Origin of the sequence: Rhodococcus sp. ARP2, from assembly GCF_001029585.1 — a bacterium.
In the GTDB taxonomy this organism is placed as follows: domain Bacteria; phylum Actinomycetota; class Actinomycetes; order Mycobacteriales; family Mycobacteriaceae; genus Rhodococcus_F; species Rhodococcus_F erythropolis.
Genome location: NZ_LEKE01000032.1, coordinates 189,646 through 204,725, shown reverse-complemented (window position 1 = coordinate 204,725; position 15,080 = coordinate 189,646). Strand labels below are relative to the sequence as shown.

Genomic DNA, 15,080 nt, shown 5'->3' with positions numbered 1-15,080 from the left:
GGTGATCAACAACAACCCGTACGGAAACGGCACCGCCATCTTCACCAACGACGGCGGCGCTGCCCGACGCTTCCAGAACGAGGTGGAGGTCGGCATGATCGGCATCAACGTCCCCATCCCGGTTCCCATGGCCTACTACAGCTTCGGCGGCTGGAAGAACAGCCTCTTCGGTGACACCCACGCTCACGGGACAGAAGGTGTTCATTTCTTCACGCGAGGTAAAGCCGTCACCAGTCGCTGGCTCGACCCCAGCCACGGCGGCATCAACCTCGGCTTCCCCGAAAACAGTTAGCCGCAAGACATCTGTGGCCGAGACTCTCGAAGAGGCTCGGCCACAGATGTTTTCGAGAGGTCTACGCGACCGTGGGGTGGTACGTCAGCACCTGAACTCCGGATTCGTACCGACGATCGTCCTTCAACTCGAGGTCGATCTTGTCGGCCGATTCGGGGAACACTCTCCCGCCGGACCCGAGAATGACCGGGAAGACCATCAGTCGCAGCTCGTCGACCAGACCGGCCAGCAACAACGCGTGGACGAGCGTCCGACTTCCCGCGACCAGGATTTCGCCGTCGATCTGTTCCTTCAACTTCGGAACGGATTCCTCGATGGGACCGTCGAGCGCCGTCGAGTTGTTCCATTCGAGCGGCTCCGTCGAACTCGTGACGACGTACTTGGGCATCTCGTTCATCTTGTCCGCAAAGCCTTGGTCGTCTTCGCGCTCAGGCCAGGCACCGGCGAAGCTCTCGTAGGTCCGTCGACCGAGTAGAAGCACGTCCGCGGCGAGGGTTTCGTCGAGTTTGAACTTCATCTGATCGCCCTCCTGGTACGGAAAGACCCATCCAGTGTGCGCATAACCCGGTTCGCCACCGGGCGCTTCCATGACCATGTCCAAAGACACGAATTCTGTCACCACGATCTTGCCCATACCGATCCCCTGTCGTCAGTGCGTGTGCGCCATTCGAGTAGTCGACTACCCCACTGTTACAGACTCTGCGTGGTGGTGGAACTCATCGGCGGCGATCTTCGATTGTCACCACATAAGGACGTCAGCACACAACCCAGGCGCCGTTCTCCTTGATCAACGTGATGTCCTCGCGCATCATCTCGGACGGATCCTCGGTGCTGTAATGGCGAGTGTTGGCTGTTGCCGAATCCCCGTTCACGACGATGTTCTCCACTCCGTCCAACCTCAGACTCGCAAGCGTGTCGTCGAACGGCGACTCTTCGGCCCGGGGGCTCTCGCTGCGCATCGAACTGCATTGAGTGCTGTCCACTGCCTCCCAGTCCCTTTCGGCCATGAATTCGAAACTCTGACCGACCACGGCAGAGATTTGGCTCTCGGCCGACGGTTCCGAATCGCCGGAACATCCCACGACGGCGGCTGACGTTCCGATGAGTGTCATTGCGGCGAGCGTCAGGCGTCCGCGTATGACTGTGAGGTTCATCCGTCCACTATGACCGATGTACAAACCGAATCGCCTGTTTTCGATCCCTCTGCTTGCGTGGCGATTCGGACGTTCCCTCACGTTCGCATACCCTCGTATATCGATGATGTGGCGTCGAAAGTGTGCAGTGGCAGTGGCCGGAACAGTGCTCTCAGGGAGCATTGCGTTTACCGGTGTCGTAGGGACCTCGGGAGTGGCCGGCGCCCAACCGGCCCCGCCGCCGCCCACCACCACCACCGAGGCACCGTTCACAACACCCAACACCGACAGCTGCCCGTTCACGAGTAGCCCGGCGCCGGCGATCGATCTCTCCGAAGCACCCGCGCCCGGATCCACGGCCCCGACTGCTGTCCCGATTCCGGAAAGCCCCGTCGGTGGAGACAAGCTCGGCGAGTGTGGCGTCGTACTTCCTGACGGCGCTCCCCCGCTCCCTGCCGACATCGCGGCATCCGGATGGGTACTCGCGGACGCCGAAACCGGTGAGGTCCTCGCCGCGAAAGATCCGCACGGTCGCTACCGACCGGCCAGCACCATCAAGATGCTGTTGGCTCTCGTCGCGCTCGACGAACTCGATCTCGACACCGAAATCACCGCAACTGCCGAAGACGCGGACGCTGAAGGTAGCGCTGTCGGCATCGGCAAGGGCGGCAAGTACACCAACCGGCAACTGATGCAGGGTCTGGTCATGGCATCGGGAAACGATGCCGCGCACGCTCTTGCCCGCCAACTCGGCGGTGACGCTGCAGCCGTGTCGAAAATGAACGCGCTCGCGGCCGAACTCGGCGCCCTCGACACCCGCACGGCAACTCCATCCGGACTCGACGGCCCGGGAATGAGCAGCTCGCCGTACGACCTGGCCGTAATCTTCCATACAGCCCTCCAGAATCCGACGTTTGCCGGACTGATCCATACCGAAACCGTCGAGTTTCCCGGCTTCCCCAAAGATCCGACGATTCCTGACGATCAGGACCGCCCCGGATTCACTCTCGCGAACGACAATCAGTTGCTCTACAACTACGACGGCGCATTGGGCGGCAAGACCGGCTTCACCGACGACGCCCGCCACACGTACGTCGGTGCTGCGGAGCGCAACGGCCGGAAACTACTGGTGACATTGATGGGCGGCGAAGCCAAGCCGATCCGTCCGTGGGAGCAGGCTGCCCGTCTACTCGACTACGGATATGCACTCCCCGCGAGCACAACCGTCGGCTCGTTGACGGACCGATCGACCGACGATGCCACGCCCGACGTCACTCGCACACCGTCTGCCGCTGCACCCGGCTCGATCTCGGCAGCACCCACCGCTACCGACACCGAGTCGGACACCACTGACCGCATCCTCATCGGTGCTGTCGGCGGAGTTGTGGTGATCGCACTGGTGGCGGGAGCCGTTGCTCTGAACCGTCGAAGGCGCTAGCGCGGCCGACGGCGCATGAAGCCCGAAAGACCCAGGCCGGCAACCGCACCCGTGGCGATCAACGCAGCCACGCGAGACGGTGAAGCTCCGTCACTGACAACGATTCGCGGCGAGATCACGGCCGGATCCGGCGGCGGAACGAAGGCCAGAGCCATACTTTCCTTTGTCGTCGCCGCCCACGCCGTGCAGAACAGCAGCATCCTCGACGCCGTGAACACGAACACGAGCAAACCGATGATCGGGCCGAATGCCACGCCCGCCGGGCCACTGGTGACGGCCGCGAGGTAGATCGCACCTACCTGCTTGAAGATTTCGAACACGACCGCGGCGATAAGCGCTGCCTGCGCGGCGCTGCGCAGCGTGACAGGCTCGCGCGGTAGCCGGGCAATCACCCACAGGAACACCGCCCACGTCGCCAGGAGTGAGAGCAACAGTGAAACGACTCTGAGCCCCACGCCGACACCGGTGATGTTCTCGAGGTTGAGCCATTTCACGATCTGAGTCGCAACCGGCCCGCTGCTCAGCGCCGACATTCCCAGTGAGACGACCATGGCGAGAGCCAGACCGATGAGGGCCCCTGCATCACCGAGTTTGGTACGAACGAAACCCTTCGGCTCGCGCTTGCTCTCCCACATCGCCGTCAGCGCGTCGCGAACATTTGCCATCCAACCGAGACCCGCGTACGCGGCACCCAGGAGACCGAAGATTCCGACGCTCGCGCGCGAGTCGATAGCCGAATCGATCAGCGTGTTGATGGTGTCACCCAAGCTGCCCGGAATGCTCTTGGTGATCTGCTCCTGAATCGACTCCAGGTACTCGGGATGCCCGGCCAATACGAAACCGGCCACTGCAAACGCGACCATCATGATCGGAATCAATGCGAGAACACTGAAGTACGTGATTCCCGCAGCGTAGTAATCGCCCTTTTGCTCTTGGAAACGTCCTGCGGCGCGAACCAGATGATCGAGCCAGGGTCGCGCTGCTCGTTGCTTCTCGAGAAAGCTCGGTGCGTCGTCGTCCGTGTCAGCCATTGCCGTCCCCCTCATGTTCGGTCAGGCGTCGTGAGTCCGAATTCGCGTAAGTCAGCCCTTCGGTGCCAGGAATCCGACCTTGTCATAGACAGCGGCGAGAGTGCGTGAAGACACCTCACGGGCGCGGTGCGCTCCAGCCGCGATGATGCGATCCAGCTCTGCCTCGTCGGCAAGGTAACCGTCGACCTTCGCCTTGAGTGGGGTGACGAACTCGGTCAGCACATCAGCGGTATCGGTCTTGAGGTCGCCGTACCCCTTGCCCTCGTAACCGGCCACCAGAGTCTCGATCGGTACTCCCGAGAGAGCCGACTGAATGGTGAGCAGGTTGCTGACGCCCGGCTTGGCCTGCGGGTCGAAACGAATCTCGCGCTCGTTGTCGGTGACGGCCGACTTGATCTTCTTTGCCGACACCTTCGGATCGTCGAGCAGATTGATCAGTCCGGCCGCACTGGCGGCGGACTTGCTCATCTTGGCGGTCGGATCCTGCAGGTCGTAGATCTTTGCCGTGCCCTTGATGATCTGCGGCTCGGGAACAACGAACGCCTTGCCGTAGCGGGTGTTGAACCGGCCGGCCAGATCGCGTGCGAGTTCGAGGTGCTGACGCTGATCCTCACCCACCGGAACTCGCTGCGGGCGGTACAGAAGGATGTCCGCGGCCATCAGAACCGGATACGTGAACAAACCGACACTGGCGTTGTCGCTGCCTTGCTTGGCGGACTTGTCCTTGAACTGCGTCATACGGCTGGCTTCACCGAAACCGGTGATGCAGTTCAGGACCCACGCCAACTGTGCGTGCTCGGGAACCTGACTCTGTACGAACAGCGTCGCCCGATCCGGATCGATCCCCACCGCAAGGAGCTGAGCCACCGCAACCTTGGTGCGACGACGCAATTCCTTCGGGTCCTGCGTCACCGTGATGGCATGAAGATCCGGAATGAAGTAGAAAGCGTCGAAATCGTCCTGCAACGGAACCCACTGCTGCAGCGCACCCAGGTAGTTGCCGAGGTGGAAAGAATCCGACGTCGGCTGGATTCCGGAAAGCACGCGAGGCTTTGCGGTGGGCTTCTGTTCTGCAGGGGTCGACATGGTTCCGATCTTTTCACGAGTGGAAATCAGTGCAGTGGCGTGGTGCCCGGGTAGTCGAGTTCGACGAGGTCTTCACCGTGGGTGGTGAGGTCCTCCGCACCGAACTGGTAGACGGTCCGGAAAACGACGGGTTCCCATTCTTCGGTGTAGAAGTCCATCGTTTCGCGGAACCACTCCAACTGATCCTGTTGCTCGGACAGTAGAGAACCCGCACCTCGGATCACAACTACATATCCGGCGCCGAGTCCGAGTACGTCGTCGAGATCGCGCATGACATCGTCGAAAGCGTCTTTGTTGCGCCCGAAGTGGGACGGAAACTGGAAGGCTGCCGCGAACTCGTCGAAGACCTGCGCCGTTGTTCGCATGTTCTCGCCGCGAACCACCCGAACGACAAAATTCTCGCCACGGAGTTCACGTGCAAGATCATCTGCGACGGCCGGGTCGCTCTGCAGGGCCACCGAAGCCACATCCGAAGACGGATCCAGCCACTGCGCCACGCTGACCGTAGACGAGTCCGACATCAGCGAATCCTCACAAACGTGTCGTAGTGATCGAGGGTGTACCACGCCGAACCGTCGTTACCGGTGACGATTCGCTCGGCATCACGACCTTGGCCGTTTTTCTTCGCGTTGACGTCCCATTCCTGATAGACGACACGTCCGCCACCGGTACCGACAGCGGGCAGACGCCCTTCGCTGTTGCGGAAGGTGATGCCGCCCTTGGTGCCCGGCGCATTGGCGGAATCCGGCCACCGCCCGGCGTCGATCTCCACGAGCGTGGCGAGAACGCGCGTCGGCGCATCGCTGTTCGTCTGCTGCGTTGTCTTGACGGCGGAGCTGGAGGGCGCGGAGCTCGAGGGCACGGAACTCGACGGCGCGGCCTTGGTGGTAGCACCCGGCTTGGCTTGAACAGTCGAGGACTGGGCACTCGAGGACTTCGCAACCGACGACGCCGAACTGTCGGAGTCACGTGAAGAAAGGGTTACCGCCAGTACGAGCGCCACCACCGCCACCACGACGGTGATGATGGCGTTGCGCGTCTTTGCGCTCGGCATTTTCAGTCCTTCAGGCACGAGCGCTCCTACCGGTACGAGACGGTGACAGGCGCGTGATCCGACCAACGGAGGTCGTAGGACTCAGCGCGTTCCACGATGGCAACCTTGGCCCGCTCGGCGTATCCGCGGGTGGCAACCTGGTAGTCGATACGCCAACCCGAATCGTTGTCGAATGCCTTGCCGCGGTACGACCACCACGAGTACGGACCGTCGACACCCGGATGGAGGGTGCGGAAGACATCGACCCACGCGGAATCTTCGGCGAACAGCAGATCCATCCAGGCGCGCTCCTCGGGGAGGAATCCCGAAGACTTCTTGTTGGTCTTCCAGTTCTTGAGGTCGAGTTCGGTGTGCGCGATGTTCCAATCGCCGCTGACCACCACGTGACGATCGGCAGCCTCGGCCGCCGCAGCGGTGGAGGCGAGGTGCACTGCGAAGGACGCCATGAACCGCTCCTTCTCCTCCTGCTTCGGCGTGAGCGCCTCACCGGAGGGCAGGTACAGGCTCGCGACGGTCAGATCCGCGAAGTCGGCTTCGATGTATCGACCGGCGTCGAGAAACTCGTCGTCGCCGTGACCGATCCGCACCGCGTCAGGTTCCGTGCGTGAAAGCACAGCGACTCCGTTGCGTCCCTTCGCGGACGGCTCGGCGGAGACGAGGAACCATCCGTTGCCGAGCGCTGGTTCGAGAGTCTCGCGAAGCTGATCGTCCGACGCACGCGTTTCCTGAAGGCAGATGAAATCCGCCGACGTCTTCTCCAGCCAGTCGAGCATGCCCTTGCGGGCAGCTGCTCGAACGCCGTTGACGTTCACGGACGTGATGGTGTGGGGCGCAAGAATGTGGGAGTCAGCAGTTTGTGGCACGGCAAGCACCGTAGCCGATTCCACCGACGCGGATGGGCGCCCAGGTCAGCGCACGGCCCTACGCTGCAGAATCACCGCAACCGCCAGCACGACGAGACCCGCGACGGCCAGCAACGACCCAACCGCTGCCGGTGCGGTGTACCCGTAACCGGCAGCGATCACGACGCCGCCGATCCACGCTCCGAAGGCATTGGCGATGTTCAGCGCGGCGTGATTGAGAGACGCAGCCAAGGTCTGAGCGTCCTCGGCGACATCCATCAACCGTGTTTGAAGGCCAGGAACCATCGAGGACCCGGCAAGCCCGATGAGGAAGACGAAGACAAGCGCCGTGTACGGATTGCGTACAGCGATCACGAAGACCGCGAGGATCACCACGAGGGATCCCATCGACAGGAACAAACCCTTCATCAGTGCGCGATCCGCGAGGTATCCACCGACGAAGTTGCCGGCCACCATGCCCAGTCCGTACAGCATGAGCGCCAGAGGAATGAACGAAGCACCGAGACCGGACACGTCGGTGAGCGTCGTACTGATGTAGGTGTAGACGGCAAACATCCCGCCGAATCCGACCATTCCCACGATCAGGGTCATCCACACCTGAACGCGGCCCAGCGCCCCGAGTTCGGTGATCGGATTCGTCACCGGCATACCGTCCAACCGCGGAATCCAGACGAACAGCGAAGCAACGGTTGCCACCCCGATCACGGCGACCAAGGCGAAGGCGCTGCGCCAGCCGAGTGCCTGGCCGATCCAGGCCGCGACCGGCACCCCGATCACATTGGCCACGGACAGACCCATCATCACCATCGCCACGGCCTTCGCGCGTTTACCTGGTTCGGCCAAATGAGCGGCGACCAGTGCGGCGACTCCGAAGTACGCGCCGTGCGGCAATCCGGCGACGAATCGAGCCATCATCAGCGTCGTGTACGAGGGCGCAAAGACCGAAGCGGCATTGCCGACGGTGAATGCGACCATGAGTGCGATCAACAGGGTGCGGCGCGGTACCCGTGCGGTGAGAGCAGCGATCAGCGGAGCACCGACGACAACCCCGAGCGCGTACGCCGAGATCACGTGACCCGCGATGGGTTCCGAGACGCCGAGCCCGGATGCCATTTCCGGGAGCAATCCCATGGCGACGAACTCGGTTGTGCCGATACCGAAACCGCCGAGGGCAAGAGCGAGCATCGCTGGACCTCTGGCGGAACGAACCCCGGGTGTCGAGGTGTCAGAACGGGAGAGGGTAGACGAAGTCACTGATCAATTGTGGTCTCACACCTGGTTGAACTTCCAAGTGAGAGCGGGTGAGTTCACTCACGTGAGACCGCGAACACAAATGGGACGCCCGGTTTCCCGGACGTCCCATCAGAAGGTGAAACAGTGAATCTACTTCGCGGCCATGGCCTTCTGCAGGTTCACGTCGAGTGCGCCGAGGAACTCCTCGGTGGTCAGGTAGCCCTGATCGCCGCCGACCAGCATCGAGAGGTCCTTGGTCATCTGGCCGCTTTCGACGGTCTTGATGACAACGTCTTCGAGCGCCTGCGCGAAGCCGATGACCTCAGGGGTGCTGTCGAGCTTGCCACGATGCTCGAGTCCGCGGGTCCACGCGAAGATGGACGCGATCGGGTTGGTCGAGGTGGGCTTGCCCTGCTGGTGCTGACGGTAGTGACGCGTCACGGTGCCGTGAGCAGCCTCTGCCTCACAGGTCCTTCCGTCCGGTGTCAGCAGAACCGACGTCATGAGGCCGAGCGAGCCGAAGCCCTGGGCCACGGTGTCGGACTGGACGTCGCCGTCGTAGTTCTTGCATGCCCAGACGTATCCACCCTCCCACTTGAGTGCGGAAGCGACCATGTCGTCGATGAGGCGGTGCTCGTAGGTCAGACCTGCGGCATCGAACTCAGCCTTGAACTCGGTCTCGTAGACGTGCTGGAAGATGTCCTTGAAGGCACCGTCGTACGCCTTGAGAATGGTGTTCTTGGTGGACAGGTACACCGGGTAGTTCTGCTGCAGTCCGTAGGTGAGCGACGCGCGAGCGAAGTCACGGATGGACGTGGTGAAGTTGTACTGCCCCTGGACGACGCCGCCCTCTTCGGGGAAGTTGACCAGTTCGTGCTCGATCGGTGCGCTGCCGTCCTCAGGCGTGTAGGTGATCATCACCTTGCCGGGGCCGGGGACCTTGAAGTCTGTGGCGCGGTACTGGTCGCCGAATGCGTGACGGCCGATGATGATCGGCTTGGTCCAGCCCGGAACGAGTCGCGGAACGTTGGAGATGATGATCGGTGCGCGGAAGATCGTGCCGCCGAGAATGTTGCGGATCGTTCCGTTCGGGGAACGCCACATCTTCTTGAGACCGAATTCCTCGACACGTGCCTCGTCCGGCGTGATCGTGGCGCATTTGACGCCGACGCCGTGCTTCTGGATCGCGTGCGCTGCGTCGATGGTGACCTGGTCGTCGGTCTCGTCGCGGTACTCGATACCGAGGTCGTAGTACTCGAGGTTCACATCGAGATACGGATGGATCAACTTGTCTTTGATGAACTGCCAGATAATGCGCGTCATCTCATCGCCGTCGAGTTCGACGACGGTGCCCTCAACCTTGATTTTGGACATGGGTGCTTCGCGTCCTCCTAGGAAGTTTCCCTGGTTACACGGTTGCGGTCACACTTTGTGAGTGGGTCCGCGAACGGTTCGATTATCAAACCTAGACGGTGTGGACTGATCTCGGGAGATGAGTCCCAAACAAGACAAGCGTACTGCTAACCCGTGAGGCCGCAACCGGCAGGTCCACCCATCGGTCTCTACTCGCGAGTAACTTTTGCCTGCTAGTGGGCTGCGTCGCTCTGTCTCGCGTGCGGTTGCGGCTCACAATTCGCCCCGCGTCAGGACTGCGCTCACTTCCCGGTAGAATCCGACTTGGTCATGAGTGCCAGCGTCAAGCCCCGGCTCGCTGGACGGCAACCCTCCAACCGCGGTGGGGTGCCCCGGGTGATGACCAGGTTTCCCGACGTGGATCTGCTCACGCAGTTCCACCGCAATTCGGGTGACAAGCGCGGGTCCGACAGGGACGGACCCCAGACCGGGCCGAGCCCCACGGAGGTAACTCAGTATGTGTCGCACTTGTAGATAGACCCCAGCACGGGGCGGCGATCCTTCGCCCCCGTCCGACATCTATCCGTCAGACCACTGGAGTGAACAAATCATGACCGACAACACAGCCGACGCCGCAGCAACTTCTGATCCAACCGCGAACTGGTCGTTCGAGACCAAGCAGGTGCACGCCGGGCAGACAGCGGACACCGCCACCAATGCGCGCGCTCTGCCGATCTACCAGACCACCAGCTACGTCTTCGACAGCACCGATCACGCTGCGGCACTGTTCGGCCTCGCCGAGCCGGGCAACATCTACACGCGGATCATGAATCCCACACAGGACGCCGTCGAACAGCGCATCGCCGCCCTCGAAGGCGGAGTCGCCGCACTCCTCCTCTCCTCGGGCCAGGCTGCCGAAACCATCGCGATCCTCAACATCGCCGAGGCGGGCGACCACATCGTCTCGAGCCCGTACCTGTACGGCGGCACGTACAACCTCTTGCATTACACCCTCCGCAAGCTGGGCATCGAAGTCACCTTCGTCGAGGATCCCGACGATCTCGAGCAGTGGCGCGAAGCCATTCGCCCGAACACGAAGGCGTTCTACGGCGAGACGATCGCCAATCCGAAGAACCACATCCTCGACCTGCCCGGCATCTCGTCGCTGGCCCACGAGAACGGTCTTCCGTTGATCGTGGACAACACTGTCGCGACGCCGTACCTGCTCCGCCCACTCGAACACGGCGCCGACATCGTCGTTCACTCGGCCACCAAATACCTTGGCGGACACGGCACCGCGATCGCCGGCGTGATCGTCGACGGCGGCACCTTCGATTGGACGCAGGGTCGCCACACGAACTTCACGACGCCTGATCCCAGCTACCACGGCGTCACCTTCGCAGACCTCGGCGCGCCGGCGTTTGCACTCAAGGCGCGCGTCCAACTGCTGCGCGATCTCGGCTCCGCAGTGGCGCCGTTCAACGCGTTCCTCATCGCGCAGGGCATCGAAACCTTGAGCCTGCGCATCGAGCGTCACGTGTCCAATGCACAGAAGGTCGCCGAATTCCTCGACGGCCACGGCGAGGTGGCCTCCGTTTCCTACGCGGGACTCCCCTCCTCGCCATGGTTCGAACGCGGAAAGCAGCTGACGCCCAAGGGAACCGGCGCCATCGTCACCTTCGAGCTGCCCGGAGGTATCGATGCGGGCAAGACGTTCGTCAACGCTCTGACGCTGCACAGCCACGTCGCCAACATCGGCGACGTTCGCTCACTCGTCATCCACCCCGCCTCGACGACACACTCGCAGCTCACCCCCGAAGAGCAGCTCGCCTCCGGTGTCACACCCGGACTCGTTCGCCTCGCGGTCGGTATCGAAGGAATCGACGACATCGTCGCCGATATCACCGTCGGCCTGGCTGCGGTGGCAAACTCGTGACCGTGAACGAATTGGAGCCCAGGATCGACCTCCTTCCCCCGCCCGACGGCCAGGTGGGGTTCGTCGACATCGGCGCCCTGGAACTCGAGAGCGGCGCGGTACTCCCCTCGGTTTCGCTCGCCGTTCAGCGGTGGGGTGAGCTGTCCCCGAACCGCGACAACGTCGTACTCGTCGAGCACGCACTGACCGGAGACTCACACGTCACCGGACCGATCTCCGCAAATCAGCCCTCCCCCGGTTGGTGGAACGGGATGGTCGGCGCCGGCGAACCGATCGACACCGGCGAATGGTGCGTCATCGCAACCAATGTCCTCGGCGGTTGTCGCGGCACGACCGGTCCCAGTTCACTGGCCGACGACGGCAAGCCGTGGGGTAGCAGGTTCCCGGAAATCTCCATCCGGGATCAGATCGCGGCGGAGAAGAAGCTCGTCGATCTCCTCGGGATCGGCCAGTTGGCCTCGGTAGTCGGCGGATCCATGGGCGGCATGCGCACCCTCGAATGGGCAGTTACCTACCCGGACAGCATTCGCTCCGCGTTGGTTCTCGCAACCGGTTCACGGGCCACCGCAGATCAGATCGGCACCCAGACGACGCAGATCGCTGCCATCGTCTCCGATCCGGATTGGCAGGGCGGTGACTACCACGGAACGGGGCGGGTACCTCGCGCCGGACTCGGCATCGCCCGTCGCATCGCGCACCTGACGTACCGCACCGAGTCCGAACTGGACGCGCGCTTCGAGAACTCCGCTCAGAACGACGAAAATCCTTGGAACGGTGGACGATACGCCGTCCAGAGTTACCTGGAACATCAGGCAGACAAGCTGGTCGACCGCTTCGACCCGAGCACGTACGTCCTCCTGACCGAGGCCATGAACCGGCACGACATCGGTCGTGGACGCGGCGGCGTTGCGGCGGCGTTGGCATCGATCACGGCGCCGGTCGTCGTGGGCGGCGTCGACTCGGATCGGCTGTATCCCCTTCGTTTGCAGGAGGAGATCGCGGACGGCATTTCGACGTGCACGGGCCTCGAGATTCTCAAGTCCAGAGACGGCCATGACGGCTTCCTGACGGAGGCGGACGCTGTCGCCGGACTGCTTCGCCGAACGATGGAGTTCGCACGCACGGCCCGCTGATCCGGCACAGAGGCACAATTTCAGGATCCGTCAATGTCGGGAAAACCACAGCTGATCTGCAGGTTTTCCCGACATTTTCATTGGCATACCTGAGCCGGCGCGGCTAGCATCGGCGAACGTGAATCAGCCATGCTCGACGCGCCTGCAGGCTACGTACATTCCCGAGCACATGTCCTTCGCGTTCTGGGGTGACCCAGATCCGGCAGCGCGCCTGTCTGCGCTGGGGATGCCGACGGGATCGCCGGGCATCTGCCGGCTGGCGATCCCGGTCGACGAGTCGATCACAGCGACCGACGTCGCAGCGCAACTGCTCGACCTCGCCACCGCGATCGACGCCTTGCACACCCTCGATGCACGTCGCGACGACCTCGGACCGTCGTTGCTCGCATGGAAGCGCGTCATCGACACCGGCGCACATGACATTCCGACTGCAGCGCATGCCGCGATCGAGCGCGACGACACGAGAATCAGAAGCGCCCGGTCGACGGTGCAATTGATCACGGAAGCGCGCGCGGCCATCGAGAGTCTTCGCCGAGCAAAGATTCAGGCGACATTGCGCCCGTATCAAGTGCACGGAGTTGCCTGGCTGACTGCACTGTCGGGTTCGGGCGGTGGAATCCTCGCCGACGAGATGGGTTTGGGCAAGACACTGCAAGCGATTTCGATGATCGCGATCCGCGCCGACGACGGTCCGCACCTGGTTGTGTGTCCCACCTCGGTGATAGGAAACTGGCGCCGCGAGATCGAGCGATTCGCTCCGCATCTGCCACTACACGTTCATCACGGGACTGCTCGCACACTTCCCACTCGTGTCCCTGCCGGCACCACGGTGCTGACCAGCTACAGCGTCTTGCGTTCCGACGCAGACCAATTGGCCCCGATCCATTGGAGTTCAGTGGTCTTCGACGAGGCACAGCAGATCAAGAACCCCTCTTCGCTGGCAGCGAAGGCCGCAATGCAGTTGTCGGCCGACGTCAAGGTAGCGATGACCGGTACGCCGGTGGAGAACCGCCTCGAAGAATTGTGGTCGCTCTTTCGCGTCGCAAATCCTGAAGTCCTCGGAACTCGCGCACGGTTTCGTCAACGCTTTGCCGTACCGATCGAATCCGGTCGATCGGCCACCGCGGCGACCAGGCTTGCCGCGGTCATCGATCCGTTCATTCTGCGCAGAACCAAAGACACAGTGGCCAAGGATCTTCCGCCCAAGCAATTCTCCACCGTCTCGTGCACTCTGACGTCGGAACAGGCGCGCATCTATCGGTCGGCAGTTGCAGATGCTTTCGACACCGGTTTGGGTACGGGAATTGCCCGGCGCGGCAACATCCTTGCGCTGCTGACCACCCTCAAGCAGGTATGCAATCATCCGGCGCAGGTCACCGGCGATACGGATGACCTCTACGGAAGATCCGGAAAGCTCGACCGCGCAACGGAAATGATTGCCGAGATCGTCGACGACGGCGATCGCGCGCTGATATTCACGCAGTACCGGACGATGGGCGAGATGCTTTCGCGGCACCTGGGCTCCGAGTTGGGAATCGGCGCAATCCCCTTCCTTCACGGCGGCCTGAACACCGACAAGCGCGACGCGATGGTCGACGCATTCCAGAACGACACGGATTCACCACCGGTTCTGATTCTGAGCTTGCGCGCCGCCGGCTTCGGCCTCAACCTCACGCGAGCAAGTCACGTCGTGCACTACGACCGGTGGTGGAACCCAGCCGTCGAGGACCAAGCAACCGACCGGGCACACCGCATCGGCCAGAAGCGCACCGTCAACGTCCACACCTTGGTGACGGGCGGTACCGTCGAGGATCACATCGCAGCGATGCACGAGTCCAAACGAGCTGTGGCCGATGCTGTTTCCGGGAACGTCGAGGCCGCCCTGGCCGATCTACCCGACACCGAACTGCGTGAACTCCTCGAACTCGACGGCGCGGTGATCATCTGATGGCCAACGAATTCGGTGTCACCGCTTGGGGTCGAGCATGGCTGCGCACGGTGGAGCGGACCGCGGCATCCGGTCCGAACCCGTCCCTGCCGACGGCTCGTACCCTCGCACGCAACGGTTCCGTGGAGTTCACCGTGGTCTCATCGGGGACCGTCGTCGCGGAGGTGAGCACCAAAGCAAAAACCTCGTCGGTGACAATTTCTGTCCCGCTCTGGACCAAATCCGAAATCGCCGCAGTGAAGAGCCTTCTCCGTTCGGCGGGAAAGGCCAACAGATCCGTCTCCACCGGCGAACTGCCGGACAGCATCGTCACCGAACTGCAGGCTCGAAATATCGCAGTAGCCGTTGATCTTTCGGAGTGCACTGCCAGCTGCGACTGCTCAGGTCGACGCTCGCCGTGCGTTCACCATCTCGCCGCGATCTACGCCCTGGCCGGGCGAATCGACGAGGAACCTGCACTTGCGGTGACGCTGCGAAGTGCACCGGTCAAGGCTGGAAAGAAGTCGACATCCACAGATTCACCGGAGTGGATCCCCTTGAGTGATATCGACATTCGCTCGTTCTACGGGGACTGATCTTC

The 15,080-nt window shown here is 62.5% G+C and carries 15 protein-coding genes and 1 riboswitch; of the genes, 6 read left to right on the top strand and 9 right to left on the bottom strand.

Annotated elements, in window-relative coordinates; all coding sequences use genetic code 11:
- Positions 1–292, top strand: a 292-nt coding sequence (locus tag ABX74_RS08500; RefSeq protein WP_144419566.1) for an aldehyde dehydrogenase family protein, incomplete at its 5' end; no start/stop codon positions are given.
- Positions 293–353: 61 nt separating this feature from the next.
- On the opposite strand, the gene ABX74_RS08495 is transcribed toward ABX74_RS08500, so the two are convergent.
- Together ABX74_RS08495 and ABX74_RS08490 are read right to left on the bottom strand one after the other, a co-directional pair.
- Positions 354–926 carry a dihydrofolate reductase family protein gene (locus tag ABX74_RS08495; protein WP_019747666.1) on the bottom strand — a complete coding sequence of 191 codons (573 nt, stop codon included), beginning with the start codon at positions 924–926 and terminating at the stop codon, positions 354–356.
- A 121-nt stretch (positions 927–1,047) separates the two neighbouring features.
- Positions 1,048–1,446 carry a hypothetical protein gene (locus ABX74_RS08490; RefSeq protein WP_047888601.1) on the bottom strand — a complete coding sequence of 133 codons (399 nt, stop codon included), beginning with the start codon at positions 1,444–1,446 and terminating at the stop codon, positions 1,048–1,050.
- Between the two features lie 103 nt (positions 1,447–1,549).
- On the opposite strand from ABX74_RS08490, the gene ABX74_RS08485 reads away from it, so the two are divergent.
- The gene (locus ABX74_RS08485) at positions 1,550–2,863 is read left to right on the top strand and encodes a D-alanyl-D-alanine carboxypeptidase family protein (RefSeq protein WP_029254980.1); all 1,314 of its coding nucleotides are present in this window, start codon (positions 1,550–1,552) and stop codon (positions 2,861–2,863) included.
- Here ABX74_RS08485 and yhjD read toward each other — a convergent pair.
- The 7 genes from yhjD to ABX74_RS08450 form a co-directional block, all read right to left on the bottom strand.
- On the bottom strand, positions 2,860–3,894 hold the full coding sequence (yhjD, locus tag ABX74_RS08480; protein WP_020969131.1) for an inner membrane protein YhjD: 1,035 nt from the start codon (positions 3,892–3,894) through the stop codon (positions 2,860–2,862). The two genes, ABX74_RS08485 and yhjD, sit on opposite strands and share 4 nt — an antisense overlap.
- 51 nt (positions 3,895–3,945) lie before the next feature.
- A complete protein-coding gene (gene trpS, locus ABX74_RS08475) occupies positions 3,946–4,980 on the bottom strand; it encodes a tryptophan--tRNA ligase (protein WP_003941025.1) in 1,035 nt (344 codons plus the stop codon).
- Between the two features lie 26 nt (positions 4,981–5,006).
- Entirely contained in the window at positions 5,007–5,501 is a 495-nt protein-coding gene (locus tag ABX74_RS08470; RefSeq protein WP_019747663.1) for a barstar family protein, read from the bottom strand.
- Positions 5,501–6,034, bottom strand: a complete 534-nt coding sequence (locus tag ABX74_RS08465; RefSeq protein WP_047888600.1) for a ribonuclease domain-containing protein — start codon at positions 6,032–6,034, stop codon at positions 5,501–5,503. Before ABX74_RS08465 ends, ABX74_RS08470 begins: the two co-directional genes overlap by 1 nt.
- Before the next feature lie 26 nt (positions 6,035–6,060).
- Positions 6,061–6,906 carry an exodeoxyribonuclease III gene (locus tag ABX74_RS08460; protein WP_080909703.1) on the bottom strand — a complete coding sequence of 282 codons (846 nt, stop codon included), beginning with the start codon at positions 6,904–6,906 and terminating at the stop codon, positions 6,061–6,063.
- Between the two features lie 36 nt (positions 6,907–6,942).
- The gene (locus ABX74_RS08455) at positions 6,943–8,151 is read right to left on the bottom strand and encodes an MFS transporter (protein ID WP_021332495.1); all 1,209 of its coding nucleotides are present in this window, start codon (positions 8,149–8,151) and stop codon (positions 6,943–6,945) included.
- Between the two features lie 129 nt (positions 8,152–8,280).
- Positions 8,281–9,504 (bottom strand): NADP-dependent isocitrate dehydrogenase, encoded by a 1,224-nt coding sequence (locus ABX74_RS08450; protein ID WP_019747659.1) that lies wholly within the window; start codon positions 9,502–9,504, stop codon positions 8,281–8,283.
- Between the two features lie 305 nt (positions 9,505–9,809).
- Positions 9,810–9,950, top strand: a riboswitch (SAM riboswitch).
- 143 nt (positions 9,951–10,093) lie between these two features.
- Between ABX74_RS08450 and ABX74_RS08445 the strand changes: the two genes are divergently transcribed.
- The 4 genes from ABX74_RS08445 to ABX74_RS08430 all read left to right on the top strand — a co-directional run bounded on the left by ABX74_RS08445 (position 10,094) and on the right by ABX74_RS08430 (position 15,075).
- Positions 10,094–11,419: a bifunctional o-acetylhomoserine/o-acetylserine sulfhydrylase gene (locus tag ABX74_RS08445; protein WP_047888599.1), complete on the top strand. Its 1,326-nt coding sequence runs from the start codon at positions 10,094–10,096 to the stop codon at positions 11,417–11,419.
- Positions 11,416–12,552 carry a homoserine O-acetyltransferase MetX gene (locus ABX74_RS08440; RefSeq protein WP_020906986.1) on the top strand — a complete coding sequence of 379 codons (1,137 nt, stop codon included), beginning with the start codon at positions 11,416–11,418 and terminating at the stop codon, positions 12,550–12,552. The genes ABX74_RS08445 and ABX74_RS08440 overlap by 4 nt, the downstream gene beginning before the upstream one ends.
- 118 nt (positions 12,553–12,670) lie before the next feature.
- On the top strand, positions 12,671–14,500 hold the full coding sequence (locus ABX74_RS08435; protein ID WP_223257859.1) for a DEAD/DEAH box helicase: 1,830 nt from the start codon (positions 12,671–12,673) through the stop codon (positions 14,498–14,500).
- Positions 14,500–15,075, top strand: coding sequence for a hypothetical protein (locus ABX74_RS08430; RefSeq protein WP_020969123.1), 576 nt, complete (start codon positions 14,500–14,502; stop codon positions 15,073–15,075). Before ABX74_RS08435 ends, ABX74_RS08430 begins: the two co-directional genes overlap by 1 nt.
- Positions 15,076–15,080 lie beyond the last annotated feature (5 nt).

Excerpts from the sequence above, each read along its gene's own strand:
- ABX74_RS08445 (WP_047888599.1), top strand. The coding sequence starts at position 10,094 with ATGACCGACAACACAGCCGACGCCGCAGCAACTTCTGATCCAACCGCG.
- ABX74_RS08470 (WP_019747663.1), bottom strand. The coding sequence starts at position 5,501 with ATGTCGGACTCGTCTACGGTCAGCGTGGCGCAGTGGCTGGATCCGTCT.
- ABX74_RS08450 (WP_019747659.1), bottom strand. The coding sequence starts at position 9,504 with ATGTCCAAAATCAAGGTTGAGGGCACCGTCGTCGAACTCGACGGCGAT.
- ABX74_RS08485 (WP_029254980.1), top strand. The coding sequence starts at position 1,550 with ATGATGTGGCGTCGAAAGTGTGCAGTGGCAGTGGCCGGAACAGTGCTC.
- ABX74_RS08495 (WP_019747666.1), bottom strand. The coding sequence starts at position 926 with ATGGGCAAGATCGTGGTGACAGAATTCGTGTCTTTGGACATGGTCATG.
- ABX74_RS08465 (WP_047888600.1), bottom strand. The coding sequence starts at position 6,034 with ATGCCGAGCGCAAAGACGCGCAACGCCATCATCACCGTCGTGGTGGCG.
- trpS (WP_003941025.1), bottom strand. The coding sequence starts at position 4,980 with ATGTCGACCCCTGCAGAACAGAAGCCCACCGCAAAGCCTCGCGTGCTT.
- yhjD (WP_020969131.1), bottom strand. The coding sequence starts at position 3,894 with ATGGCTGACACGGACGACGACGCACCGAGCTTTCTCGAGAAGCAACGA.
- ABX74_RS08430 (WP_020969123.1), top strand. The coding sequence starts at position 14,500 with ATGGCCAACGAATTCGGTGTCACCGCTTGGGGTCGAGCATGGCTGCGC.
- ABX74_RS08490 (WP_047888601.1), bottom strand. The coding sequence starts at position 1,446 with ATGAACCTCACAGTCATACGCGGACGCCTGACGCTCGCCGCAATGACA.